This is a genomic window from Streptococcus sp. CCUG 71758 (genome assembly GCF_011714815.1).
Lineage (GTDB): Bacteria > Bacillota > Bacilli > Lactobacillales > Streptococcaceae > Streptococcus > Streptococcus halitosis.
In genome coordinates, this window is sequence record NZ_RXXO01000004.1 from 23,245 (window position 1) to 46,822 (window position 23,578).

25 protein-coding genes are annotated in these 23,578 nt (G+C 43.5%); 21 read left to right on the forward strand and 4 right to left on the reverse strand.

The window, feature by feature from the left end; genetic code table 11:
- The first annotated feature begins 1 nt into the window (after position 1).
- From EKB01_RS07470 to EKB01_RS07485, 4 genes are read left to right on the forward strand one after another with little or no spacing between them, the layout of a single operon-like run.
- Entirely contained in the window at positions 2 to 1,303 is a 1,302-nt protein-coding gene (locus tag EKB01_RS07470) for a folylpolyglutamate synthase/dihydrofolate synthase family protein (RefSeq protein WP_084938921.1), read from the forward strand.
- A 3-nt stretch (positions 1,304 to 1,306) separates the two neighbouring features.
- Positions 1,307 to 1,861: a GTP cyclohydrolase I FolE gene (gene folE, locus EKB01_RS07475; protein WP_000380916.1), complete on the forward strand. Its 555-nt coding sequence runs from the start codon at positions 1,307 to 1,309 to the stop codon at positions 1,859 to 1,861.
- A 42-nt stretch (positions 1,862 to 1,903) separates the two neighbouring features.
- Entirely contained in the window at positions 1,904 to 2,725 is an 822-nt protein-coding gene (gene folK, locus EKB01_RS07480; RefSeq protein ID WP_084938920.1) for a 2-amino-4-hydroxy-6-hydroxymethyldihydropteridine diphosphokinase, read from the forward strand.
- A complete protein-coding gene (locus EKB01_RS07485; protein WP_084938919.1) occupies positions 2,718 to 4,001 on the forward strand; it encodes a hypothetical protein in 1,284 nt (427 codons plus the stop codon). The genes folK and EKB01_RS07485 overlap by 8 nt, the downstream gene beginning before the upstream one ends.
- 50 nt (positions 4,002 to 4,051) lie before the next feature.
- Here EKB01_RS07485 and EKB01_RS07490 read toward each other — a convergent pair whose 3' ends face one another.
- A complete protein-coding gene (locus EKB01_RS07490; protein WP_167266363.1) occupies positions 4,052 to 4,369 on the reverse strand; it encodes a DUF960 domain-containing protein in 318 nt (105 codons plus the stop codon).
- A 204-nt stretch (positions 4,370 to 4,573) separates the two neighbouring features.
- Here EKB01_RS07490 and ccpA point away from each other — a divergent pair, with 204 nt between their 5' ends.
- Positions 4,574 to 5,584 (forward strand): catabolite control protein A, encoded by a 1,011-nt coding sequence (gene ccpA / locus EKB01_RS07495; protein ID WP_001090635.1) that lies wholly within the window; start codon positions 4,574 to 4,576, stop codon positions 5,582 to 5,584.
- A gap of 52 nt (positions 5,585 to 5,636) precedes the next feature.
- On the opposite strand, the gene EKB01_RS07500 is transcribed toward ccpA, so the two are convergent.
- Complete coding sequence (locus EKB01_RS07500; protein ID WP_007519608.1) at positions 5,637 to 6,599, reverse strand: asparaginase; 963 nt, start codon at positions 6,597 to 6,599, stop codon at positions 5,637 to 5,639.
- A 65-nt stretch (positions 6,600 to 6,664) separates the two neighbouring features.
- Between EKB01_RS07500 and EKB01_RS07505 the strand changes: the two genes are divergently transcribed.
- Positions 6,665 to 8,059 carry a Cof-type HAD-IIB family hydrolase gene (locus EKB01_RS07505; protein ID WP_167266365.1) on the forward strand — a complete coding sequence of 465 codons (1,395 nt, stop codon included), beginning with the start codon at positions 6,665 to 6,667 and terminating at the stop codon, positions 8,057 to 8,059.
- A gap of 32 nt (positions 8,060 to 8,091) precedes the next feature.
- Here EKB01_RS07505 and EKB01_RS07510 read toward each other — a convergent pair whose 3' ends face one another.
- On the reverse strand, positions 8,092 to 8,544 hold the full coding sequence (locus EKB01_RS07510) for a universal stress protein (protein ID WP_167266368.1): 453 nt from the start codon (positions 8,542 to 8,544) through the stop codon (positions 8,092 to 8,094).
- Positions 8,545 to 8,790: 246 nt separating this feature from the next.
- On the opposite strand from EKB01_RS07510, the gene EKB01_RS07515 reads away from it, so the two are divergent.
- Together EKB01_RS07515 and rpmH are read left to right on the forward strand one after the other, a co-directional pair.
- Entirely contained in the window at positions 8,791 to 10,005 is a 1,215-nt protein-coding gene (locus tag EKB01_RS07515; protein ID WP_000657746.1) for a pyridoxal phosphate-dependent aminotransferase, read from the forward strand.
- Positions 10,006 to 10,149: 144 nt separating this feature from the next.
- On the forward strand, positions 10,150 to 10,284 hold the full coding sequence (gene rpmH, locus EKB01_RS07520) for a 50S ribosomal protein L34 (protein ID WP_000831902.1): 135 nt from the start codon (positions 10,150 to 10,152) through the stop codon (positions 10,282 to 10,284).
- A gap of 181 nt (positions 10,285 to 10,465) precedes the next feature.
- Here the strand turns inward: rpmH and EKB01_RS07525 are convergent, their stop codons facing one another.
- Positions 10,466 to 12,310, reverse strand: coding sequence for an APC family permease (locus EKB01_RS07525; protein WP_167266370.1), 1,845 nt, complete (start codon positions 12,308 to 12,310; stop codon positions 10,466 to 10,468).
- 149 nt (positions 12,311 to 12,459) lie between these two features.
- On the opposite strand from EKB01_RS07525, the gene EKB01_RS07530 reads away from it, so the two are divergent.
- From EKB01_RS07530 to pflA, 13 genes are all read left to right on the forward strand, one after another.
- Complete coding sequence (locus tag EKB01_RS07530) at positions 12,460 to 13,233, forward strand: TatD family hydrolase (RefSeq protein WP_167266495.1); 774 nt, start codon at positions 12,460 to 12,462, stop codon at positions 13,231 to 13,233.
- Complete coding sequence (rnmV, locus tag EKB01_RS07535) at positions 13,233 to 13,799, forward strand: ribonuclease M5 (protein ID WP_167266373.1); 567 nt, start codon at positions 13,233 to 13,235, stop codon at positions 13,797 to 13,799. Before EKB01_RS07530 ends, rnmV begins: the two co-directional genes overlap by 1 nt.
- A gap of 93 nt (positions 13,800 to 13,892) precedes the next feature.
- On the forward strand, positions 13,893 to 14,228 hold the full coding sequence (locus tag EKB01_RS07540) for a hypothetical protein (protein ID WP_167266375.1): 336 nt from the start codon (positions 13,893 to 13,895) through the stop codon (positions 14,226 to 14,228).
- A gap of 191 nt (positions 14,229 to 14,419) precedes the next feature.
- Entirely contained in the window at positions 14,420 to 15,133 is a 714-nt protein-coding gene (locus EKB01_RS07545; protein ID WP_167266378.1) for a dimethyladenosine transferase, read from the forward strand.
- 19 nt (positions 15,134 to 15,152) lie between these two features.
- On the forward strand, positions 15,153 to 16,025 hold the full coding sequence (rsmA, locus tag EKB01_RS07550) for a 16S rRNA (adenine(1518)-N(6)/adenine(1519)-N(6))-dimethyltransferase RsmA (RefSeq protein ID WP_084948418.1): 873 nt from the start codon (positions 15,153 to 15,155) through the stop codon (positions 16,023 to 16,025).
- Position 16,026: 1 nt separating this feature from the next.
- Positions 16,027 to 16,905: a ribosome small subunit-dependent GTPase A gene (gene rsgA, locus EKB01_RS07555; RefSeq protein WP_167266499.1), complete on the forward strand. Its 879-nt coding sequence runs from the start codon at positions 16,027 to 16,029 to the stop codon at positions 16,903 to 16,905.
- Between the two features lie 10 nt (positions 16,906 to 16,915).
- Positions 16,916 to 17,572 (forward strand): ribulose-phosphate 3-epimerase, encoded by a 657-nt coding sequence (gene rpe / locus EKB01_RS07560; RefSeq protein WP_167266380.1) that lies wholly within the window; start codon positions 16,916 to 16,918, stop codon positions 17,570 to 17,572.
- On the forward strand, positions 17,535 to 18,197 hold the full coding sequence (locus tag EKB01_RS07565; RefSeq protein WP_167266382.1) for a thiamine diphosphokinase: 663 nt from the start codon (positions 17,535 to 17,537) through the stop codon (positions 18,195 to 18,197). Before rpe ends, EKB01_RS07565 begins: the two co-directional genes overlap by 38 nt.
- Before the next feature lies 1 nt (position 18,198).
- Positions 18,199 to 19,455: a DNA recombination protein RmuC gene (locus EKB01_RS07570; protein ID WP_167266385.1), complete on the forward strand. Its 1,257-nt coding sequence runs from the start codon at positions 18,199 to 18,201 to the stop codon at positions 19,453 to 19,455.
- Positions 19,445 to 20,386 carry a 3'-5' exoribonuclease YhaM family protein gene (locus EKB01_RS07575; protein WP_109289891.1) on the forward strand — a complete coding sequence of 314 codons (942 nt, stop codon included), beginning with the start codon at positions 19,445 to 19,447 and terminating at the stop codon, positions 20,384 to 20,386. Before EKB01_RS07570 ends, EKB01_RS07575 begins: the two co-directional genes overlap by 11 nt.
- Before the next feature lie 104 nt (positions 20,387 to 20,490).
- Positions 20,491 to 21,318 carry a pur operon repressor gene (purR, locus tag EKB01_RS07580; RefSeq protein ID WP_002874197.1) on the forward strand — a complete coding sequence of 276 codons (828 nt, stop codon included), beginning with the start codon at positions 20,491 to 20,493 and terminating at the stop codon, positions 21,316 to 21,318.
- Positions 21,319 to 21,384: 66 nt separating this feature from the next.
- Entirely contained in the window at positions 21,385 to 22,641 is a 1,257-nt protein-coding gene (locus EKB01_RS07585) for a diaminopimelate decarboxylase (protein WP_167266388.1), read from the forward strand.
- A 120-nt stretch (positions 22,642 to 22,761) separates the two neighbouring features.
- Positions 22,762 to 23,556 (forward strand): pyruvate formate-lyase-activating protein, encoded by a 795-nt coding sequence (gene pflA, locus EKB01_RS07590; protein WP_007522398.1) that lies wholly within the window; start codon positions 22,762 to 22,764, stop codon positions 23,554 to 23,556.
- Positions 23,557 to 23,578 lie beyond the last annotated feature (22 nt).

Sequence of the window (23,578 nt, forward strand, 5' to 3'; positions counted from 1 at the left end):
GATGAACGAAATTCAAAACAATCAATGGATTGCCCACTACCGGACGGACCAACCGCATTTTGGCTTGGAACGCATGGTAGAACTCCTAGCTCTGCGAGGCAATCCCCATCTCAAACTCAAGGTCATCCATATCGGAGGGACCAACGGCAAGGGGTCTACCATTGCTTTTTTGAAAAAGATGCTGGAAAAGCTAGGACTGAGAGTTGGGGTGTTCAGCTCGCCCTATCTCATTCATTACACAGACCAGATTAGCATCAATGGGGAATCCATCCCCAAAGCGAAACTAGAAGCTCTCATGGCAGACTATCAGTCTTTGCTTGAGAGAGAATCTGCTGACAATTTGCAGGGAACAACCGAGTTTGAGATTATCACTGCCCTAGCTTATGATTATTTTGCCACTGAAAAAGTTGATGTGGCCATCATGGAAGTCGGCATGGGTGGACTTCTGGATAGCACCAATGTCTGTCAGCCCATTCTGACAGGAATTACGACTATTGGCTTGGACCATGTAGCCCTGCTTGGTGATACTGTAGAGGCCATAGCAGAACAGAAGGCTGGTATTATCAAACAAGGCATTCCTTTGGTGACAGGTCGCATTGCTCCAGAAGCCTTGGCTGTTATTGGCCGCATTGCGGAAGGGAAAGATGCGCCGAGAATTGCCTATGGGACAGATTATCAGGTTGGTTATCAAGAAAGTGTGGTGACGGGCGAGGTCTTTGACTATACAAGTCCTGTCAGACAAGGTCGCTTTCAAACAGGTCTGCTTGGTTTGCATCAGATCGAGAATGCAGGGATGGCACTTGCTCTTCTAGACATTTATTGCCAAGAGATTGGGCAAGAATTAGCTAGCAATGACTTGCTTGCTCAAGCCTTGGAAGAAACAAGATGGCCAGGGCGTTTGGAGGTTCTGTTTAGCGAACCTATGATGATTTTGGATGGGGCTCATAATCCCCATGCTATCAAGGCTTTGTTAACTACTTTACAAGAACGCTTTGCGGATTATCATAAGGAAATCCTCTTTACTTGTATCAAAACCAAGGCTTTGGAGGATATGTTGGATTTGCTAGAGACGGTGCCGGATAGTCAACTGACTCTGACTTATTTTGATGATAGTCGGGCGACGGATGAGAAAGTGATGCAAGAAGTTGCAGCTTCTCGAAAACTCAATTACCAAAGTTGGCAGGATTTTCTAGAGCAAAAATTGACAGATAAAAATGAAGAGAAACAAACAGTTAGGATTGTCACGGGTTCCTTGTATTTTTTGAGCCAAGTGAGAGCCTACCTAATGGAGAGGAATAACTAGAGAATGGATACACAAAAGATTGAAGCAGCTGTAAAAATGATTATCGAGGCTGTTGGTGAGGACGCTAACCGCGAGGGCTTGCAGGAGACACCTGCTCGTGTAGCCCGTATGTACCAAGAAATTTTTTCAGGTCTTGGCCAAACTGCTGAGGAACACTTGTCAAAATCCTTTGAGATTATCGACGATAATATGGTGGTGGAGAAGGATATCTTTTTCCACACCATGTGTGAGCACCACTTCTTGCCCTTTTATGGGAGAGCGCACATTGCCTATATTCCAGATGGTCGTGTGGCAGGTTTGTCCAAGCTAGCTCGTACGGTTGAAGTCTACTCTAAGAAACCACAGATTCAAGAACGTTTGAATATCGAAGTGGCTGATGCCTTGATGGACTATCTAGGGGCTAAGGGAGCCTTTGTTGTTATTGAGGCGGAACATATGTGTATGAGCATGCGTGGTGTCAGAAAACCAGGCACTGCGACTTTGACAACAGTCGCTCGTGGTCTATTTGAAACAGATAAGGACCTCCGAGACCAGGCTTATCGTTTAATGGGACTATAAAAAGAATCCGCTTCATGCGGATTTTTCTAGAAAGGACTAGTTATGGATCAACTGCAGATTAAAGATTTGGAAATTTTTGCCTATCATGGTCTCTTTCCAAGTGAGAAAGAATTGGGGCAGAAGTTTGTTATTTCCGCAAGCTTATCCTATGATATGACCAAGGCTGCTACAGAATTGGATTTAACAGCATCTGTCCATTACGGAGAACTGTGTCAGCAGTGGACGACTTGGTTTCAGGAAACCACTGAGGACTTGATTGAAACGGTAGCCTACAAACTAGTTGAGCGTACCTTTGAGACCTATCCTCTTGTCCAAGAGATTGAGTTGGAACTAAAAAAACCTTGGGCTCCAGTGCATTTACCGTTGGATACCTGCTCGGTGACCATTCGCCGTCGCAAACAACGGGCCTTTATCGCCCTAGGAAGCAATATGGGAGATAAGCAAGCAAACTTGGAAAAAGCCATTGACAACCTGCGAGCTCGTGGCATCCATATTCTCAAAGAGTCCAGTGTCTTGGCGACGGAACCTTGGGGTGGTGTGGAGCAGGATAGCTTTGCCAATCAGGTGATTGAAGTAGAAACCTGGCTACCAGCACCAGTCTTGTTAGAAACATTATTAGCTATTGAGTCAGAAATGGGACGGGTTCGAGAGGTGCATTGGGGGCCTCGTTTGATTGATTTGGACCTGCTTTTTGTGGAAGACCAAGTAATCTACACAGACGACCTCATCTTGCCTCATCCTTATATAGTAGAACGCCTCTTTGTTCTTGAGCCGTTAGTGGAAATAGCTCCCCATTTTATCCATCCGATCCTAAAGCAACCAATTCGATACTTGGTTGACCAGTTGGAGCAAGGAAATGCCTAAACTTTCCGAGACCTATAGCAAGTGGAAGAGTATCGGGGAGGGACTACTTGCTATTGTTTTAGGGCTTCTCTTGATTCGATTTGGACAAGTTATTCCGCGAATGGGGTACCAGTTGCTGATGGGCTACTTTTCCTTGTCAGCAGTTTGGCACTTGTTGACTCGCTGGTTTCAGGATAAAAAACGTCGGGAAAATATCTTTGTAACCTTGGCCAAGCTGGTGGTCGCGGCTCTGGTGTTTGACTCTATCATCTTGCAAGACCTTACCCTCTATCTCCTAGTCTTTGTCATTGCGAGCTACCAGCTGTTTACGGGTGGCATTAGTCTTGTGACCTGGTCTCTCTATCGAAAAAATGCTATTCATCCTCGGCTCCATCATCTCTTCGATGCTGTATGGATGATAGGATTCGGGCTTTATAGCATCTCTCCTTTTCACGATGCAGCAAATTTTGAATTGCTCTTGCTTGGGTTTTACTTGCTCATGCTAGGGGCTAGTAGCCTTCGGGACGGTTTCTTTTTTGAAAAGATAGAAAACAATCCCAAGCTGAAGCGGCATATGCGAATGACCCTGCCTATCTTTGTGACGGCTCTGATTCCTATCAGCACCTTGCGAAAACTAAATGAGTGGCTGGCAAATCATGAAAGCCAAGAAGGGGAAGTTCATTCGGAAAGAAAAAACGACCAGACGGTTGATCTGGAAATTTTTATCCATACCTCAGAAACCTCTTTCTTCCTCGCCATGGGACATGTGGATATTTGTTATCAAGGGCAGGTTATTTCCTATGGTTCGTATGATCCTCACTCGGAGCGTTTATTCGGCATGGTTGGAGACGGTGTTTTGTTTAAGGCCAATCGGGAAAAATACATCGAGCTCTGTAAGAGAGAAAGTCAGAAGACCTTGTTTGCTTATGGTCTGAGTTTGACGGACCAACAGAAAACAGCTATCCAAGCTCGCCTAGCGGAGATAGAAGACCTGTTAATTCCTTGGGAACCAAGTTCGCAGTTGATGAAAAGAAGAGAGGGAGAGGTCAAGCATACCTACTCCTACCAACTAAAAGAGGAAGCAGATGCGACCCTCTATAAATTCAGCTCATCCGAGTTTAAGACCTACTTCGTTCTCAGTACCAATTGTGTCTTGCTGGCAGACTCTATCGTAGGAAAAGCTGGGACTGATATATTGAGTCCCCAAGGTTTCATTGTACCAGGGACTTATCAGGATTATCTTGACTTAGAGTATACAAAACCCAACGGTCTAGTTGTCAGTCGATCCATTTATTAGAAAAAGAAAACTCTAGTTCCTCAGCAATTTACGCCGAGAAGCTAGAGTTTTTAAAATAGGTCATTTTCTTCTGGAAGGAGGATGGTTTCTCTACCGTCCATGTCTACAACAAGGACCCTAGGAGGGTAAAGCGGATCAAAAGGATGATTGAAATCAAAATCAATGCTAGTCGGAAGGTTCTGACTAGAGAAATGGAAGGTAATTGTCCCCTCGTTGTTGAGAAGCTGAAATTCAAGTTCTTCTTCTAATTCAAAGATGTTTTTCAAAAAATGATCGATAATGAACCATAAAGAGTCAATAACATCATCAGGTAAGCTGGTCACAACACCAAAACTGGCCGAACGTCTCTGGGTATTTGTAAAAGCCATGTTTCCTTCCTCCTTTTATTTTTCTTATCATACAGTAAAAAAGCTGAAAAATCAAGGAAACCTACTCGCTTTTTCAAAATGAGAATGAAGAATGAAATTTTTTCAAAGTTTCTCCTAAAAATACTTGAAAGTGTTTACAATAAGTGATAAAATGGAGTAAGTAGATGCGTGAAAGCGAAATTTTCATTATAGAAAGGAAACGGAATGAACACAGATGATACAGTAACGATTTATGACGTCGCCCGTGAAGCAGGAGTTTCGATGGCAACAGTTAGCCGTGTCGTTAATGGCAACAAGAATGTTAAAGAGAACACTCGAAAAAAAGTCCTAGAAGTGATTGATCGCTTGGACTATCGACCAAATGCGGTAGCCCGTGGTTTAGCTAGCAAGAAAACAACGACAGTCGGAGTTGTGATTCCGAACATTACCAATGGTTATTTCTCAACACTTGCTAAGGGGATTGACGACATTGCTGAAATGTACAAGTATAACATTGTCCTAGCAAATAGTGATGAGGATGATGAAAAGGAAGTTTCAGTGGTCAACACTCTCTTTTCAAAACAAGTCGATGGGATTATCTTTATGGGCTATCACTTGACTGAAAAGATTCGTTCAGAGTTTTCTCGTTCACGGACACCGGTTGTTCTTGCTGGTACTGTGGATGTAGAACACCAACTTCCAAGTGTCAATATCGACTACAAACAAGCAACGATTGATGCTGTAAGCTACCTTCTCAAAGAAAACGAAAAGATTGCTTTTGTGAGTGGACCACTTGTTGATGATATCAATGGCAAGGTTCGTTTGATCGGTTACAAGGAAGCCTTGAAAAAAGCTGGACATTCTTATAGCGAGGGCTTGGTCTTCGAATCAAAATACAGCTATGACGATGGCTATGCCTTGGCAGAACGCTTGATTTCATCACAAGCTACAGCCGCAGTTGTAACAGGTGATGAATTGGCTGCGGGTGTGTTGAATGGTTTGGCTGACCACGGTGTGTCTGTGCCAGAAGAGTTTGAAATCATTACGACAGATGACTCTCAGATTGCACGATTCACTCGTCCAAACTTGACAACTATTGCCCAACCTCTTTATGACTTAGGTGCTATCAGCATGCGTATGTTGACGAAGATTATGCATAAGGAAGAGTTGGAAGAACGTGAAGTTCTCTTGCCTCATGGTTTGACAGAACGTCGCTCTACACGAAAACGTAAATAGAAAAAATCAGGGAATCGTGAGATTTCCTGATTTTGTGTTCTAGAGAAGAGGATTAGCCTTCCATATAGTCTTTCAAAGCTTGTCCTTTTAGTCCAGCATTAAGGGCAATTAATAATTTGAGGCGCGCTTTTTGAGCGTTGAGTTCTTTGACAAAGAAAACACCAGCTCGTTGCAACTGCACTCCTCCACCTTGGTAGGCGTAGACAGGTTCAGCAATACCATTAAAACATCGTGAGACCAAGGCGACTGGAATTCCTTTTTGGAGGAGATTTTCCAACTTTTGAGCTGTTTCTTTGGGAACATTGCCTGCTCCAAAGGCCTGAATGACTAGGCCATCCAGTTGTTCCAAGTCTAACATATCGATCAGCTCGTCTGTCATACCTGCATAGGCTGAGATGATGGGAACCAGACCTTGAATATGCTCGAGATCAAAACGGACACGAGGTTCGGCCGTTTTGAAGTAGAGGATTTCTTGCTTCATGATGAGGCCAAGTGGTCCATGTGTTGGGGTTTGAAAGGTGCTGACGTTGGTCGTATGAGTTTTGGTAACATACTTGGCTGCGTGGATCTCATCGTTCATGACGACCAAAACGCCCTTGTCGGCTGCTTTATCATCGCTGGCAACTCGCAAAGCGCTCAGATAGTTGTAAACACCATCGCTACCAAGTTCGTTTGAACTACGCATGGCCCCTGTTAGAACGATGGGGATGGGAGGAATTTTCATGGTATCAAGGAAGTAAGCAGTTTCTTCTAAGGTATCTGTACCATGTGTGATGACAACTCCATCGTAGTTATCAGCTTCCTCTTTAATCTTATGATAGAGTGCAAGCATATGCTTGGGTTTGATATGAGGGCTTGGCAGATTAAAAAAGTCTAGGGCATGAACCTCAATCCCTTCAAGTGGATTGGAAACATGGTTCATGGGATTGTCCTGACTAGTTACAACGGCACCAGTGGCGTCTGCTTGCATGGAAATAGTCCCACCTGTATGTAAAACAAGGATTTTCTTAGGCATGATTTAGTCACTCTTTCTGAAATGTGGTATAATCATTGTAACACAAAAGGGGAGAATGGAATAGGATGGAAGTCAAAGCTGTTTTTTTTGATATCGATGGAACGCTAGTCAACGATCGTAAGAGTGTTTTGAAATCCACTAAGGACGCGATTAAGATTGTCAAAGAGCAAGGGGTACTTGTTGGAGTAGCGACAGGACGAGGGCCGTTTTTTGTCAAGGAATTGATGGAAGACTTGGACTTGGATTTTGCGGTTACCTACAATGGCCAATACATTTTTAATAAAGAAAAGGTACTCTTTGCAAGTCCGATTGCTAAGTCAAGCCTGCGTCAACTGATTGCTTATGCTAAAAAGGAGCGTAAAGAAATCGCTCTTGGAACCGAGCATGCCGTTGTTGGTTCGAAAATTATGTCATTTGGTCTCGGATCCTTTTCTCAACTGGTTAGTCGTTTTATTCCGACTGTTCTGACAAGAACCGTTAGCCGTTCCTTTAATCGAATGGTCAGCAAGGCAGTTCCTCAAAAGGAAGACGACCTGCTTAACTTGATTAATCAACCCATTTATCAAGTTTTGATGCTGATGACGCCAGAGGAATCTGAGAAGGCAGCAGCTGATTTTGAAGATTTGAAATTAACTCGAAGCAATCCTTTTGCAGCAGATATCATTAACCAAGGAAATTCCAAATTAGAAGGCATTCGCCGAGTCGGGAAAGAATATGGCTTTGATCTCAACCAAGTCATGGCCTTTGGTGATTCAGACAACGATCTGGAAATGTTGGCGGGTGTTGGTATGTCGGTCGCTATGGGGAATGGCAGTAGCAGTGTCAAAGAAGTTGCCAAGCATATTACGGCAAGTAATCAACAAGATGGTATCCACAAGGCGCTCGAGCACTTTGGTGTTTTGGCTTCAGAAAAAGTGTTTGTCAGTCGAGACTACCACTTTAATAAGGTCAAGACCTTCCACCACATGATGGATGAGCGAACTCAAGAAGAACCACAGGCATGGGATGCTGAAGGTGCAACCCACCGCGCAGACTTTAAAATTGAAGAATTAGTGGAGTTTGTTCGTGCAGCAAGTTCTTCGGAGGAAGAATTCCAAGACTCCCTTGCAAGCATGCATGAGGCACTTGATAAGGCGGCAGAGAAAGTGGCGAAAAAGACACCTGTTAAGCAAAATCTGGTCGGTCAAGTGGATGCTTTGATCGACACACTGTATTTCACGTACGGTAGTTTTGTTTTGATGGGAGTGGATCCAGAACGCATTTTTGATATTGTCCATGAAGCAAATATGGGGAAGGTTTTCCCTGATGGAAAAGCTCATTTTGACCCAGTTACGCACAAGATTTTAAAACCGGATGACTGGGAAGAAAAATATGCTCCAGAACCTGCCATTAAACAGGAGCTACAACGTCAGCTTAAGGCTTATGAGCGACATAAAGAAAGAAATAGAAATAATAAGTAACAAAAAGGAGCTCTAAGCTCCTTTTTTAATAATTATAATGTTTTTTCACTTTCTCTTACGACCAGCAAATCGACTTTTGCATGGCGGAGAATATATTCAGATGAAGAACCGACTAAGAGGCGTTCAAAGGCATTGAGACCTGTAGCACCAACTAAAATCAAGTCAACATTTTCTGCGTCCGGAATCGTCCGAGCGAGGAGAGTTTTGGGATTTCCCATTTCGATGACGATGTGGATATTCGTTAAACCAGCGTCTTTTGCACGCTTTTCATACTCTTTCATCATGCTTTCAGCATCGGCTTGGAGTTCTTCGTAAACTTCAGCATCAAAGGTAGATACGCTTTGAAGAGCGCGTGTGTCAATAACATGGACAATGGTGAGCTTGGATTCATTGCGTAGAGCAGTGTAAACACCTTTGACGAAAGCCAAGTCCGCTTCTTTAGAACCATCAATTGCGACCATAACATTTTGGTAACGTTGTGCCATAATGAAACCTCCTGAAATTTTCTTACTTTTATTGTAACCCTTTTCACTAAAGAAGTAAAGTAAAAATCATATTTTAAACCATATTGTTGGTCATAGACTTAGTGCGTATATAGAAATAAAAGAAAAGAGAATTGGTGAGGATTCTCTTTGTCAATGTTTTTTCTTTTACTTCCTTGTTTATGGAAGCTTGTCGCAGCGACTTTCTAGTGGTATAATGTTACTATCCTGACGAATTGAGGAAAAAAGATGAAAGAATTTAACAAATCTAGCAAGCTAGAGCATGTTGCTTATGATATCCGTGGTCCTGTTTTAGAAGAAGCCATGCGTATGCGAGCAAACGGAGAAAAGATTTTACGCCTGAATACAGGGAATCCAGCAGAATTTGGCTTTACAGCGCCAGATGAGGTCATTCATGATTTGATTATGAATGCGCGTGATAGCGAAGGTTACTCTGATTCTAAAGGGATTTTCTCAGCCCGTAAGGCTATCATGCAGTATTGCCAACTGAAGAAATTCCCAAATGTGGATATTGATGATATCTACCTTGGAAATGGTGTCAGTGAACTGATTGTCATGTCCATGCAGGGACTTTTGGACAATGGAGATGAGGTCTTGGTGCCCATGCCGGACTATCCTCTCTGGACAGCGGCTGTCAGCCTAGCTGGGGGAAATGCCGTCCACTATATCTGTGATGAGGCTGCAGAATGGTACCCTGATATTGATGATATCAAGTCAAAAATCACTTCAAATACCAAGGCTATTATTCTCATCAATCCAAATAATCCTACAGGAGCCCTCTATCCCAAGGAACTTTTGTTAGAGATTATCGAGATTGCTCGTCAAAACGATTTGATCATCTTTGCAGATGAGATTTATGACCGCATGGTCATGGACGGTCATGAGCATGTCTCAGTAGCTAGTCTGGCTCCAGATGTCTTCTGTGTCAGCATGAATGGTCTTTCAAAATCTCACCGTATCGCTGGTTTCCGTATAGGATGGATGGTCTTATCTGGACCTAAGACACATGTCAAGGGCTATATTGAAGGTCTTAATATGCTATCTAACATGCGTCTTTGCTCTAACGTTTTGGCCCAGCAAGTCGTACAAACCTCGTTAGGTGGGCACCAGTCGGTGGATGAATTGCTCCTTCCTGGTGGACGGATCTACGAGCAAAGAAATTTCATTTACAATGCTATTCAAGATATTCCAGGTTTGTCTGCGGTCAAGCCGAAGGCGGGTCTTTATATCTTCCCTAAAATCGACCGCAATATGTATCGCATCGATGATGATGAACAGTTTGTCCTCAATTTCTTGAAGCAAGAGAAGGTTCTCTTGGTTCATGGTCGCGGTTTTAACTGGCAAGAACCAGACCATTTCCGTATCGTTTACCTCCCTCGTGTAGATGAATTAGCACAAATCCAAGAAAAGATGACTCGTTTCTTGAAACAGTATCGTAGATAGGGCTTACATGAGAAAAAGCTGGAAACATTTGCCTAGAGCTATTGACAAAAGTATCAGAATCAGATAGAATAGTAAAGTATGTTTAGTAACTGATCACTTTATAGCCGGCTAAACGAATACAAAATCTATGAGGAGGTATTCATCGTGAAACGTACTTATCAACCAAGTAAAATTCGTCGTGCGCGCAAACACGGATTCCGTAACCGTATGTCAACTAAAAACGGTCGTCGCGTATTGGCAGCTCGTCGTCGTAAAGGACGCAAAGTTTTGGCTGCATAATCCAAACAAATTCAGCAAAGAAGTCAGTAGGAACTCGAGTCTACTGGCTTTTCTTTTTATCCTACATAGTGAACTGTCTACGAAATCTTCAATTTCAAATGGAACTCATAGAGGGCTCATTTAAAAGGTCACATACAAAAAACTCAAAACCAGATATAAGTTACTGATTTTGAGTTTTTGTTTATTCTTTTAAGTGATAAGAGTAGCTAGCGACAACGACGTCTTCGTGCCATCTGAGAGCGTATTTTAGTTTAAGGCTCATTTGATTGTGCAGGATATTTTGCCAAGGCTTGTTAGGGATAAACTGCGGTACAAGAACTGTAACGGTGTAGTTTTTTTGCTTAGCTTCTTGGGCGATTCGTTTGACATACTTGACGCTAGGGGTGATGATATCGCGGTAGCTGGTATTGATATTCTTCAGAGTGATACTTGGGAAGTAATCGGCAAATTCCTGAAGAATTTCTTGGTCTTTTTCTGCCGTTTCTTTAGTAGAAATGTGCATGGCCAACACTTCATCACCGATACTTTGAGCGTAGTTAATGGCTCCGATACTTACTCGAGTAACATTTCCTACTAGGACAAGGACAAGGTTGCCGTCATAAGTGCGCTTTTCAATTCCTTCGTAGAGTCGTAGTTGTTTAGCCACCTTTTGGTAATGGTTGTGGATGGACAAAAAGAGGAAGGTTAAGACTAGGATAATTGGGAAGAATGGCCAGATATCACCCAGTCTGAAGAGGAGTAAAATGAGGACAATAGCATAACAAATGATGGCCCCAAGGATATTAGCGAAGGCAGATTTTAAGAAGTTTGCTCCTTTTTCCTTTTTCCAATGGCGAATCATCCCAGTCTGAGAAAGGGCAAAGGGAACGAAGACCCCGATAGTATAAAGAGGAATCAAGCGTTCAGTATTCCCATTAAAAATGAGAAGAAGGATCATAGCTCCAAAAGCCAGAGTTAAGATACCGTTGGAGTAGCCAAGGCGATCCCCTTTTTCCATAAAGAGATGGGGCATGTATTTGTTTTTGGCCATATTGTAGGACAGCATAGGGAAGGCTGAAAAGCCAGTATTTGCAGCTACAGCTAGAATTAAGGCTGTCGAGAACTGGAAGAGATAGTAGCTAGCATGACCAAAGAATGAATCACCAAGAATACCCTTGGCCATTTGCGAGAGGATGGTTTCTCCGTGTTGAGGAGTGATACCCATCCAGTAGTTTAGGAAGGTAATGCCTGCAAAAAGAAATCCTAAAATCAGCGACATGATGGTCAAAGTTTGAGCAGCATTCTTTTCTTTCGGAGTTTTGAAAAATGGTACCGCATTTGAAATAGCTTCAACCCCTGTCAGAGAGGCAGAGCCACTGGTAAAGGCTCTTAGTAGGAGAACGATGGAAAGGCTCGGAACAGTTTGTCCAATGGTTGAAGTCGCCTGATAGTTTAGGGACCCTGTAAATAGTTGAAAGAATCCATAAAGCAAGAGAAAGACGGTACTGAAGATAAAGAGGTAGACGGGAATCATCAGAGAGCTGGCAGATTCTTTCAAGCCTCTTAAATTCAAGAGCATGAGCAGGCAGACTAGGAAAATAGAGATATGAAGATTGTAGGGATGGAGGGCAGGGATGGCTGCTGTAATAGCATCAGCTCCAGAAGCAACGGATACGGCTACTGTCAGCATATAGTCAACAAGGAGGCTGCCCCCTGCAATCAAGCCTAGTTCAGGGGAGAGGTTTTCCCGAGTGACCATATAAGCCCCTCCTCCTTGAGGATAGGCGTGAATAATTTGACGATAGGAAATGGTCAAACTAGCGAGCAGTAAGAGGACAAAAATACCGATAGGGAGGCTCCACCAAATGGCGAGAGGAGAGAGGCTAACTAAAACGAGAATGACTTGTTCGGGTCCATAGGCAATAGAAGACAGGGCATCACTGGATAACATTGCAAGTGCCTGCATTTTTCCAAGTAATCCCCCTTCGCCGTCTGTGAGAGACTTGAGTGGTCGACCGATAAAGGTATATTTTAATTTTCTAAACATTTTCTTTTCCTTTGATGAAAATTTCAATAAGTGTTATTATACTGCTTTGAAAAAGGGCAGTCAAGGGAGAATGACTGGTTTTTGGATATTTTTCCAAGCCGAGGGATGCTATTTTTGGTATAATAGATGGAAGAATGAGGTTAGAAGAGATGATTTTTGATACGCACACACATTTAAATGTAGAAGAATTTGCAGGACGCGAGGCAGAAGAACTCGCCCTGGCTGCTGAGATGGGTGTGACACAGATGAATATTGTTGGTTTTGATAAACCGACCATTGAGCGAGCCCTAGAGTTAGCAGATGAGTATGAGCAGCTCTACGCAACTATTGGCTGGCATCCGACGGAGGCAGGGACTTACACAGATGAGGTCGAAGCTTACTTGCTTGAAAAACTAAAACATCACAAGGTTGTCGCTTTAGGTGAGATTGGTCTGGACTACCATTGGATGACAGCACCTAAGGAAGTGCAGGAGCAGGTTTTTCGTCGTCAGATTCAGCTGTCTAAGGATTTGAATTTGCCTTTTGTGGTCCATACCCGTGATGCGCTGGAAGATACTTATGAGATTATCAAGAGCGAGGGCGTTGGTCCTCGTGGTGGGATTATGCATTCATTTTCAGGCTCTCTCGAGTGGGCTGAGAAGTTTGTCGAGCTTGGTATGACCATTTCTTTCTCAGGAGTGGTGACCTTTAAAAAAGCTACGGATGTCCAAGAAGCTGCTAGAGAGCTTCCTTTAGATAAGATTCTGGTAGAGACGGATGCGCCTTACCTGGCTCCTGTTCCTAAACGTGGCCGTGAAAACAAAACAGCCTATACTCGTTATGTGGTGGACTTTATCGCCGACTTGCGTGGGATGACGACCGAGGAATTAGCAGCAGCAACGACTGCAAATGCAGAGCGTATCTTTGGATTGGACAGCAAGTGATGAAAGAAAAAATTTCCCAAGTCATTGTGGTCGAAGGTCGCGATGATACGGTCAATCTCAAACGTTACTTTGATGTAGAGACCTATGAAACACGAGGTTCCGCAATAAATGACCAGGATATAGAGCGGATTCGTCGCCTGCAGGAATTGCATGGAGTCATTGTCTTTACAGATCCAGATTTTAATGGGGAGCGCATTCGGCGCATGATTATGACGGCCATTCCAACGGTGCAGCATGCCTTTCTCAAGCGAGATGAGGCCGTTCCCAAATCTAAGTCCAAGGGACGTTCTCTGGGAATCGAACACGCCAGCTATGAAGATCTAAAAGCAGCGCTGGCTCAGGTGACAGAGCAATTTGAAAACGAGAACGAGTTTGACATCAGCCGTGGTGACTTGATTCGCCTAGGTTTCCTAGCGGGAGCAGACAGTCGTAGACGCCGAGAGTATCTAGGTGAACAGCTCCGCATTGGCTATTCCAACGGCAAGCAACTCCTCAAGCGCTTAGAGTTGTTTGGTGTAACCTTGGCAGAAGTGGAAGAGACAATGGAAAGTTATGATAATAGCTAGATAACCCAAAAATACAAAGGGAATGTGTTACAATAGAGGTACTTAGATTTATTTTGATAGCGTTCAAATAGAAACTTATAAGGACAGATCGAAATGAAAATCCGAGTTGATAGAGATTCTGTCTGTATGGGGGACGATGTACTGCCTCATGAGGTGGAATTTGAAGTTCCTGATGACATGACGGTGAAAGATTTTTTTGGTTTTCTAGAAAAGGAAGGTTATTTGCCGTCTGTTCAAGGAAATAATGTGGCCTGGGAACTCCGCAATCGAAATGGGGAACAAGGTGTTTATTTCACCAAAACAGGAGAGATTATCAATCTAGATGGAGTATTAAAAGAGATGCTGGAAGGAATTACTGAGACCCCCTTATTTGTTTTGCTCTATCATTATACCCCGGAAGCATACTACATTAGTAAAGATAATAAATGAGAATTGCAGATGATGTCCTGACCGAGGTTGAACTGGTCATGTATTGTTATCGTCCCTTGGTGCTTTTATGAAACATCTTTTTAAATGAAGTCTAGGTTTTCGATTGGGCATGAAAAATTGGAAACTTTATAGTTTTATCTACATCCTACTTGAACCACTAACCTTTTTCAAAGATTGTGAAAGGAAATGATATGGCAAATAGAAGTTATATTTACTTAAAAAACGGAGATGAAGCCCGTATTCTAACAGCGGGAATTTACACAATACCCTATTTTTGGCAATTGTTTTGGGATGAAGAAGATTTAAAAGCTTCGATTGCTCTCTGGGAAACAGCAGAAAAACTGGAAGAAGATGAAGAGCAAGCAGAAAGATTTTACCAAGAGCAGAATGTAGATATCTTGCTTTCTATTGAAAAATTCCAGCAGAATGCCCTCAAAAACCGATCTTTTTTAGAAGAGAATGCCCCGCAATCCGTGCAACTATATGATGACTTTGTCCGCTATATTCTTGCAAATGTCAAAGACGGTGATGTGCTCGGATTTGATCTTTTAGATGTTGTTTTTATGGACCAAGTGTCTGTTGTTTCTGATAAACTGTTAAAAAATATACGAGCTATTCGGGAAAATCAACCCAAAGATTTAGATTTTTCTGTGACAGAAAAGAACTTAATTGGTCTTGCTATGGGCTTTCCTGATTATTATGCTTCAGAATTATTACCAGAAGACAATATTCTAGATTCGGTTGCCTATCAGGATGAACTGAAGAAAATGAACCCCCAAGAAGATAAAAAAGTGCTAGATACGACTGGAGCTGATTCAAAAGGGACCAAGTCTCGTGTTCTTTTAGTGTTTTGGATTTTGTTGGCACTAGTAATTATATGGGTTTTATATATTATTTTTAGCTAATAAATAGAAAAGAGAATAAATGAGAATTGCAGATTATAGCGTGACTAAGGCAGTGCTGGAGCGTCACGGTTTTACCTTTAAAAAGTCCTTCGGGCAAAATTTCCTGACGGATACCAATATCCTTCAAAAAATCGTGGATACGGCTGAAATTGATGATCAGGTTAATGTCATCGAAATCGGGCCAGGGATTGGTGCTTTGACGGAGTTTTTGGCTGAGCGTGCGGCTCAAGTCATGGCATTTGAGATCGATCACCGTTTGGTGCCAATTTTAGCAGATACTTTACGTGATTTTGACAATGTAACAGTAGTCAACGAGGACATTCTCAAGGTCGATTTGGCGCAACATATCCAGAATTTTAAAAATCCTGATCTGCCAATCAAGGTAGTAGCCAACTTGCCCTACTATATCACAACGCCTATTCTCATGCATTTAATCGAGAGTGGCATTCCTTTTAGTGAGTTTGTCGTCATGATGCAAAAAGAAGTGGCGGATCGCATCTCAGCACAGCCCAATACCAAGGCTTACGGTAGCTTGTCGATTGCTGTACAGTATTATATGACAGCTAAGGTTGCCTTCATCGTGCCTCGTACGGTCTTTGTGCCAGCCCCAAACGTGGACTCAGCCATTTTAAAAATGGTGCGCCGTCCAGAGCCTGCTGTAGCAGTAAAAGATGAGAACTTTTTCTTTAAGGTTTCCAAGGCTAGCTTCACTCATCGTCGCAAGACCTTATGGAATAACTTAACAGGCTACTTTGGGAAAACTGATGAAGTCAAGGATAAGCTGACCAAGGCTTTGGACCAGGCAGGCTTATCTCCATCTGTACGTGGTGAAGCTCTCAGCTTAGAAGAATTTGCCAGTCTAGCAGATGCGCTTAAAGGACAAGGACTCTAAGATGCAGGGACAAATCATTAAAGCCTTGGCAGGATTCTATTATGTCGAGAGTGATGGCCAAGTCTATCAGACACGTGCGCGTGGAAATTTCCGCAAAAAAGGCCACACGCCCTATGTTGGGGATTGGGTAGATTTTTCTGCAGAGGAACATTCAGAAGGTTATATCCTCAAGATTCATGAACGGAAAAACAGTCTCGTCCGTCCGCCTATTGTCAATATTGACCAAGCCGTGGTTATCATGTCGGTCAAGGAGCCGGACTTCAACAGCAATTTGCTGGATCGTTTCTTGGTTCTTCTGGAGCACAAGGGTATCCACCCCATCGTTTATATTTCTAAAATGGATTTGCTGGAAGATAGGGGAGAATTAGATTTTTATCAACAAACCTATCGTGACATTGGTTATGACTTTGTGACCAGTAAGGAGGAACTCCTGCCCTTATTGACAGGAAAAGTGACGGTCTTTATGGGGCAGACAGGTGTGGGAAAATCAACCCTCCTCAATAAAATCGCCCCAGACCTCAATCTTGAAACAGGAGAAATCTCAGACAGTCTAGGTCGCGGTCGTCATACCACTCGAGCTGTTAGTTTTTACAACCTCAATGGGGGTAAAATCGCGGACACACCAGGCTTTTCATCACTGGATTATGAAGTGTCAACGGCTGAAGAGCTGAACCAGGCCTTTCCAGAGATTGCTAGTGTCAGTCGAGACTGCAAGTTTCGTACTTGTACTCATACCCATGAGCCATCCTGTGCGGTTAAGCCGGCTGTAGAAGAAGGCGCTATTGCGATCTTCCGTTTTGACAACTACCTGCAATTCCTCAGTGAAATTGAAAATCGCAGAGAAACCTATAAAAAAGTCAGCAAAAAAATTCCAAAATAAGGAGAAACCTATGTCTCAATACAAGATTGCTCCGTCAATTCTGGCAGCAGATTATGCCAACTTTGAACGTGAAATCAAACGCCTAGAAGCAACTGGAGCAGAGTATGCCCATATCGATATCATGGATGGTCACTTTGTACCACAAATCAGTTTTGGTGCAGGTGTGGTTGAAGCTCTTCGCCCCCATAGCAAGATGGTCTTTGACTGCCACTTGATGGTGGCGAATCCTGAGCATCATCTAGAAGATTTTGTGCGTGCAGGTGCAGATATCATCAGTATCCATGTGGAAGCAACGCCTCATATCCATGGCGCCCTCCAAAAAATTCGCTCTCTCGGTGTTAAACCTTCGGTTGTTATCAATCCTGGGACACCTGTCGAGGCGATCAAGCACGTCCTTCACCTAGTTGACCAAGTCTTGGTCATGACAGTGAACCCTGGATTTGGCGGTCAAGCCTTTCTGCCTGAAACCATGGACAAGGTTCGTGAGTTGGTTGCCCTTCGTGAGGAAAAAGGCTTGGACTTTGAGATTGAAGTCGATGGTGGTATTGATGATCAGACCATTGCTCAAGCCAAAGAAGCTGGTGCTACCGTTTTTGTAGCAGGGTCTTATGTCTTTAAGGGAGATGTCAATGAACGAGTGCAAACTCTCAGAAAACAATTGGACTAGGGTTGCCGTTTTTGCCGGCGGAGATCGCGGTCATTATCGGACGGATTTTGATTGCTTTGTCGGTGTGGATCGAGGCTCGCTCTGGGTCTTGGAAGAAGACTTGCCTCTCACTCTAGCAGTTGGAGATTTTGATTCGGTGACTGCAGACGAACGTCAGTTGATTCAAAAACGTGCCCAACATTTTGTTCAAGCCCAGCCAGAAAAGGATGATACAGATCTGGAATTGGCTCTCTTAACCATCTTTGAGCAAAATTCTCAGGCTCAGGTAACTATTTTTGGGGCTTTTGGTGGTCGTATTGACCATATGCTGGCTAATGTTTTTCTGCCTAGCAATCCCAAGTTGGCACCCTATATGCGCCAGATAGCGATTGAGGATGGGCAAAATGTGATTGCCTATTGTCCAGAAGGGACCAGTCAACTAGAGACCCGCTCGGACTACGATTATCTAGCCTTTATGCCGGTTCGGGATAGCCAGCTGACCATTCTTGGTGCCAAGTATGAGTTGACAGAGGAAAATTTTTTCTTTAAAAAAGTGTACGCTTCTAACGAATATATAGATAGGGAAGTTTCGATAACTTGCCCAGATGGCTATGTCGTCGTGCTGCATAGCAAGGACAGGAGGTAGGATGGAGACTGTATTATTACTATTATTAATTGCCAACCTAGCTGGACTCTTTCTCATTTGGCAAAGGCAGGATAAGCAAGACAAGTACCTAGCCAAGAGCTTGGAGGATCAAGCAGACAATCTTTCAGATCAACTGGATTATCGCTTTGAACAAGCCAGACAAGCCAGTCAGCTGGATCAAAAAGACTTGGAAGTGGCTGTCAGCGACCGTTTGCAAGAAGTGCGAATGGAGTTGCACCAAGGTCTGACTCAGGTTCGGCAGGAGATGAATGAGAACCTCCTCCAAACCAGAGATAAGACTGACCAACGCCTCCAAGCCTTGCAGGAATCAAATGACCAACGCTTAGAACAAATGCGCCAAACGGTCGAGGAAAAACTGGAAAAGACCTTGCAGACGCGCTTGCAGGCCTCTTTTGAGACAGTTTCCAAGCAACTAGAATCTGTCAATCGTGGCCTAGGTGAAATGCAGACTGTTGCGCGAGATGTCGGTACGCTTAATAAGGTCTTATCTGGAACCAAGACGCGAGGGATTCTAGGTGAATTGCAACTGGGGCAAATCATCGAAGACATCATGACACCAGCCCAGTACGAACGAGAATACGCAACGGTTGAAAACTCTAGCGAGCGAGTAGAGTACGCCATCAAGTTACCTGGCCAAGGCGACCAGGAATATGTCTATTTGCCGATTGACTCCAAGTTTCCACTGGCGGATTATTACCGCCTAGAAGAAGCCTATGAAGCAGGTGACAAGGACGAAATCGAACGTTGTCGCAAGTCACTCCTAGCTAGCGTCAAGCGATTTGCCAAGGATATCAAGAGCAAGTATCTGGCGCCACCTCGGACGACCAATTTTGGAGTCTTGTTTGTTCCGACAGAAGGTCTTTATTCAGAAATCGTTCGCAATCCGGTCTTCTTTGATGATTTGAGACGGGAGGAGCAGATTATTGTCGCAGGTCCAAGTACCTTATCAGCCCTGCTTAACTCTCTATCAGTTGGCTTCAAGACTCTCAATATCCAAAAGAGTGCTGACCATATCAGCAAGACTCTTGCCAGCGTCAAGACCGAGTTTGGCAAGTTCGGAGGCATTCTGGTCAAGGCACAAAAACATCTCCAACATGCCTCTGGTAATATTGATGAATTATTAAACCGTCGTACCACAGCTATCGAGCGGACGCTCCGTCACATTGAATTATCAGAAGGTGAGCCTGCGCTTGATCTACTCCATTTCCAAGAAGATGAGGAAGAATATGAAGATTAGTCACATGAAAAAAGATGAGCTGTTTGAAGGTTTTTACCTGATTAGGTCAGCTGACCTGAGACAGACGCGTGCTGGGAAAAACTACCTAGCCTTTACCTTCCAAGACGATAGTGGCGAGATTGAAGGGAAACTCTGGGATGCCCAACCTCATAACGTTGAGGCCTTTACCGCTGGGAAAGTAGTCCACATGCAGGGACGCAGAGAAGTCTATAATAATACTCCTCAAGTCAATCAAATTACTCTTCGATTGCCTCAGCCTGGGGAACCCAACGATCCAGCTGACTTCAAGGTCAAATCGCCGGTTGATGTCAAGGAGATTCGTGACTACATGTCACAAATGATTTTCAAGATTGAAAATCCTGTCTGGCAGCGTATCGTTCGTAGTCTCTACACCAAGTATGATAAGGAATTCTACTCCTATCCAGCTGCCAAGACCAACCACCATGCCTTTGAGACGGGTTTGGCCTATCATACAGCAACCATGGTGCGCTTGGCAGATGCCATTAGTGACATCTATCCTCAGCTCAATAAGAGCCTGCTCTATGCTGGGATTATGCTGCATGATTTGGCCAAAGTCATTGAGTTGACGGGACCAGACCAGACGGAGTACACAGTTCGAGGCAATCTCCTTGGGCATATCGCCCTGATCGATAGTGAAATTACCAAGACAGTCATGGAACTCGGCATCGATGATACTAGGGAAGAAGTGGTGCTACTGCGCCATGTCATCCTCAGTCATCATGGCTTACTGGAGTATGGAAGCCCGGTTCGTCCACGTATCATGGAGGCAGAGATTATCCATATGATTGACAATCTAGATGCCAGCATGATGATGATGTCAACAGCTCTAGCTTTGGTGGACAAAGGAGAGATGACCAATAAAATCTTCGCTATGGACAATCGTTCCTTCTATAAACCAGATTTAGATTAATAATTTAAGAAAAACGAGCATTTTTTACGCAATAATGTTCGTTTTTTTATGTGAATATGGTATAATGGATAAAATATCAAAATTAAATGGAATGGTAAATAAAAATGAAATTAAGAAGAAGTGATCGGATGGTTGTCATTTCCAACTATTTGATTAATAATCCATACAAACTAACAAGTCTCAACACCTTTGCAGAAAAGTACGAATCTGCTAAATCATCGATTTCGGAGGATATCGTGATTATCAAGCGTGCCTTTGAGGAAATTGAAATCGGCCATATTCAGACTGTGACTGGAGCAGGTGGTGGCGTTATCTTTACACCATCAATTTCGAGTCATGAAGCCAAAGAAATGATCGCAGACTTGCGTGACAAACTTTCAGAAAGCGATCGTATCTTGCCAGGCGGCTATATCTACCTGTCTGATCTGCTTAGTACGCCTGCCATTTTGAAAAATATTGGTCGTATCATTGCCAAGAGCTTTATGGACCAAAAAATCGATGCCGTTATGACAGTAGCAACTAAAGGGGTTCCGCTTGCAAATGCAGTTGCCAATGTCCTCAATGTTCCATTTGTCATTGTGCGCCGTGACTTGAAAATTACCGAAGGTTCAACGGTCAGCGTCAACTATGTTTCAGGTTCAAGCGGTGACCGCATAGAGAAAATGTTCCTTTCAAAACGTAGCCTCAAGGCAGGCAGTCGTGTCTTGATCGTGGATGACTTCTTGAAAGGTGGGGGAACTGTCAATGGGATGATCAGTCTCTTGCGTGAGTTTGATTCGGAACTAGCTGGTGTCGCAGTTTTTGCAGACAATGCCCAAGAAGAACGTGAAAAGCAGTTCGATTACAAGTCACTCTTGAAAGTAACCAATATTGATGTTAAGAACCAATCCATCGATGTTGAGATTGGAAATATCTTTGACGAAGACAAATAAGAGATAGAACTAAAGGTTGGAACGATTGTCCCAGCCTTTCTTTGCAAACAGAATAGAAGGATGCTTATGAAAACACCATTTATCAGCCGTGAAGATTTAGAAACAATTGTTGCAGAGTTCCCGACTCCCTTCCACTTGTATGATGAGAAGGGGATTCGTGAAAAAGCAAGAGCCGTCAACCAGGCCTTTTCCTGGAACAAGGGCTTTAAGGAATATTTTGCAGTCAAGGCCACTCCAACCCCAGCCATCTTGAAAATCCTCCAAGAGGAAGGTTGCGGTGTGGACTGTTCTAGTTACGTGGAGCTTTTGATGAGCCATAAACTGGATTTCCCCGGTTCTGAGATCATGTTCTCTTCAAACAACACCCCAGACCAAGAGTACGCTTATGCGCGTGAATTGGGCGCAACCATTAACTTGGATGCTTTTGAAGATATTGAACATTTAGAGCGTGCAGCAGGCATTCCAGAAATCATCTCCTGTCGTTACAATCCTGGTGGCGTTTTTGAGCTAGGAACAGATATCATGGACAATCCTGGAGAAGCCAAGTTTGGCATGACCAAGGACCAGCTTTTTGAAGCCTTTGCGATTTTGAAGGAAAAAGGAGCCAAGACTTTTGGGATTCACTCTTTCCTAGCATCCAATACCGTCACCCATCTCTACTACCCAGAGTTGGCGCGTCAGCTCTTTGAATTGGCTGTTGAAACCAAGGAAAAGTTGGGTATTTCGCTAGACTTTATCAATCTTTCCGGCGGAATCGGAGTCAATTATCGTCCTGAGCAGGAGCCAAATGACATTGCTGTGATTGGTGAAGGGGTGCGTAAGGTTTATGAAGAAGTTCTTACACCAGCAGGATTTGGTCAGGTTAAGATTTTCACCGAATTGGGTCGCTTTATGTTAGCCCCTCACGGAGCTCTCGTCACAAGAGTCACTCATAAGAAAAAAACCTATCGTACCTATCTGGGCGTGGATGCCTCAGCAGTCAACCTCATGCGCCCAGCCATGTATGGGGCCTACCACCATATTACCAATCTGACCCATCCAGACGGACCAGTTGAGATGGTAGACGTGGTCGGTTCACTCTGTGAAAACAATGATAAATTTGCAGTGAACCGCGAACTACCTTATACAGAAATCGGTGATTTGCTAGTGATTCATGATACAGGTGCACATGGATTCTCCATGGGTTACCAGTACAATGCCAAACTACGCTCGGCAGAAATCCTCTATACCGAAGAAGGGAAAGCCCGTCAAATCCGCCGTGCAGAGCGCCCTGAGGACTATTTCGCAACCTTGTATGGTTTTGATTTTGAATCGGATCATTAAAAGAAATTGAAAATGAAAGTGAAAAACAGATTGCTTTCTAAAAAATAGACAAAAAACCTTGTTTTTCACCTTACTCGTGATATAATAAAACTATAAAACGGTTTCAAGGAAGGTGACGATATGTCTGAAGAAACAATTGACTATGGACAAGTGACAGGAATGGTGCATTCGACAGAGAGTTTTGGGGCGGTAGATGGCCCTGGGATTCGGTTTATTGTCTTTTTGCAAGGCTGTCAGATGCGTTGCCAGTACTGCCATAACCCCGATACATGGGCTATGGAGACCAATAAATCACGAAGACGGACAGTAGACGATGTTTTGTCAGAAGCCCTTCGCTACCGTGGATTCTGGGGAGACAAGGGAGGAATCACTGTCAGTGGAGGAGAAGCCCTCTTACAGATTGATTTCTTGATTGCCCTCTTTACCAAGGCTAAGGAACAAGGAATCCACTGTACCTTGGATACCTGTGCCCTTCCATTCCGTAATAAACCACGTTATCTCGAAAAGTTTAATAAACTCATGGCAGTGACAGATTTGGTTCTCTTGGATATCAAGGAAATCAACGATGAACAACACAGGATCGTTACCAGTCAAACCAATAAAAACATCTTGGCCTGTGCAAAATATCTATCAGATATTGGGAAGCCTGTGTGGATTCGCCATGTGCTGGTTCCAGGCTTGACAGACAGAGATGAGGACTTGATTGAACTCGGTAAATTCGTCAAAACCCTCAAAAACGTTGATAAGTTTGAAATCCTACCTTATCACACTATGGGAGAATTCAAGTGGCGTGAACTTGGAATTCCATACTCACTTGAAGGGGTAAAACCACCAACAGCAGATCGTGTCAAGAATGCCAAAAAACTCATGGACACAGAAAGCTATCAAGACTATATGAAGCGTGTACATGGATAAAAAGAAGCCTGATGGGAACATC

What these genes read in the sequence shown, in the direction of transcription:
- folK (WP_084938920.1), top strand. Translation starts at nt 1,904, where the DNA reads ATGGATCAACTGCAGATTAAAGATTTGGAAATTTTTGCCTATCATGGT.
- EKB01_RS07540 (WP_167266375.1), top strand. Translation starts at nt 13,893, where the DNA reads ATGAAAATCCGAGTTGATAGAGATTCTGTCTGTATGGGGGACGATGTA.
- ccpA (WP_001090635.1), top strand. Translation starts at nt 4,574, where the DNA reads ATGAACACAGATGATACAGTAACGATTTATGACGTCGCCCGTGAAGCA.
- folE (WP_000380916.1), top strand. Translation starts at nt 1,307, where the DNA reads ATGGATACACAAAAGATTGAAGCAGCTGTAAAAATGATTATCGAGGCT.
- EKB01_RS07505 (WP_167266365.1), top strand. Translation starts at nt 6,665, where the DNA reads ATGGAAGTCAAAGCTGTTTTTTTTGATATCGATGGAACGCTAGTCAAC.
- EKB01_RS07515 (WP_000657746.1), top strand. Translation starts at nt 8,791, where the DNA reads ATGAAAGAATTTAACAAATCTAGCAAGCTAGAGCATGTTGCTTATGAT.
- EKB01_RS07500 (WP_007519608.1), bottom strand. Translation starts at nt 6,599, where the DNA reads ATGCCTAAGAAAATCCTTGTTTTACATACAGGTGGGACTATTTCCATG.
- purR (WP_002874197.1), top strand. Translation starts at nt 20,491, where the DNA reads ATGAAATTAAGAAGAAGTGATCGGATGGTTGTCATTTCCAACTATTTG.
- EKB01_RS07565 (WP_167266382.1), top strand. Translation starts at nt 17,535, where the DNA reads ATGAACGAGTGCAAACTCTCAGAAAACAATTGGACTAGGGTTGCCGTT.
- rnmV (WP_167266373.1), top strand. Translation starts at nt 13,233, where the DNA reads ATGAAAGAAAAAATTTCCCAAGTCATTGTGGTCGAAGGTCGCGATGAT.
- EKB01_RS07510 (WP_167266368.1), bottom strand. Translation starts at nt 8,544, where the DNA reads ATGGCACAACGTTACCAAAATGTTATGGTCGCAATTGATGGTTCTAAA.
- EKB01_RS07530 (WP_167266495.1), top strand. Translation starts at nt 12,460, where the DNA reads ATGATTTTTGATACGCACACACATTTAAATGTAGAAGAATTTGCAGGA.
- EKB01_RS07485 (WP_084938919.1), top strand. Translation starts at nt 2,718, where the DNA reads ATGCCTAAACTTTCCGAGACCTATAGCAAGTGGAAGAGTATCGGGGAG.
- pflA (WP_007522398.1), top strand. Translation starts at nt 22,762, where the DNA reads ATGTCTGAAGAAACAATTGACTATGGACAAGTGACAGGAATGGTGCAT.
- EKB01_RS07570 (WP_167266385.1), top strand. Translation starts at nt 18,199, where the DNA reads ATGGAGACTGTATTATTACTATTATTAATTGCCAACCTAGCTGGACTC.
- rsgA (WP_167266499.1), top strand. Translation starts at nt 16,027, where the DNA reads ATGCAGGGACAAATCATTAAAGCCTTGGCAGGATTCTATTATGTCGAG.
- EKB01_RS07545 (WP_167266378.1), top strand. Translation starts at nt 14,420, where the DNA reads ATGGCAAATAGAAGTTATATTTACTTAAAAAACGGAGATGAAGCCCGT.
- EKB01_RS07470 (WP_084938921.1), top strand. Translation starts at nt 2, where the DNA reads ATGAACGAAATTCAAAACAATCAATGGATTGCCCACTACCGGACGGAC.
- EKB01_RS07575 (WP_109289891.1), top strand. Translation starts at nt 19,445, where the DNA reads ATGAAGATTAGTCACATGAAAAAAGATGAGCTGTTTGAAGGTTTTTAC.
- EKB01_RS07585 (WP_167266388.1), top strand. Translation starts at nt 21,385, where the DNA reads ATGAAAACACCATTTATCAGCCGTGAAGATTTAGAAACAATTGTTGCA.
- rpe (WP_167266380.1), top strand. Translation starts at nt 16,916, where the DNA reads ATGTCTCAATACAAGATTGCTCCGTCAATTCTGGCAGCAGATTATGCC.
- EKB01_RS07490 (WP_167266363.1), bottom strand. Translation starts at nt 4,369, where the DNA reads ATGGCTTTTACAAATACCCAGAGACGTTCGGCCAGTTTTGGTGTTGTG.
- rsmA (WP_084948418.1), top strand. Translation starts at nt 15,153, where the DNA reads ATGAGAATTGCAGATTATAGCGTGACTAAGGCAGTGCTGGAGCGTCAC.
- EKB01_RS07525 (WP_167266370.1), bottom strand. Translation starts at nt 12,310, where the DNA reads ATGTTTAGAAAATTAAAATATACCTTTATCGGTCGACCACTCAAGTCT.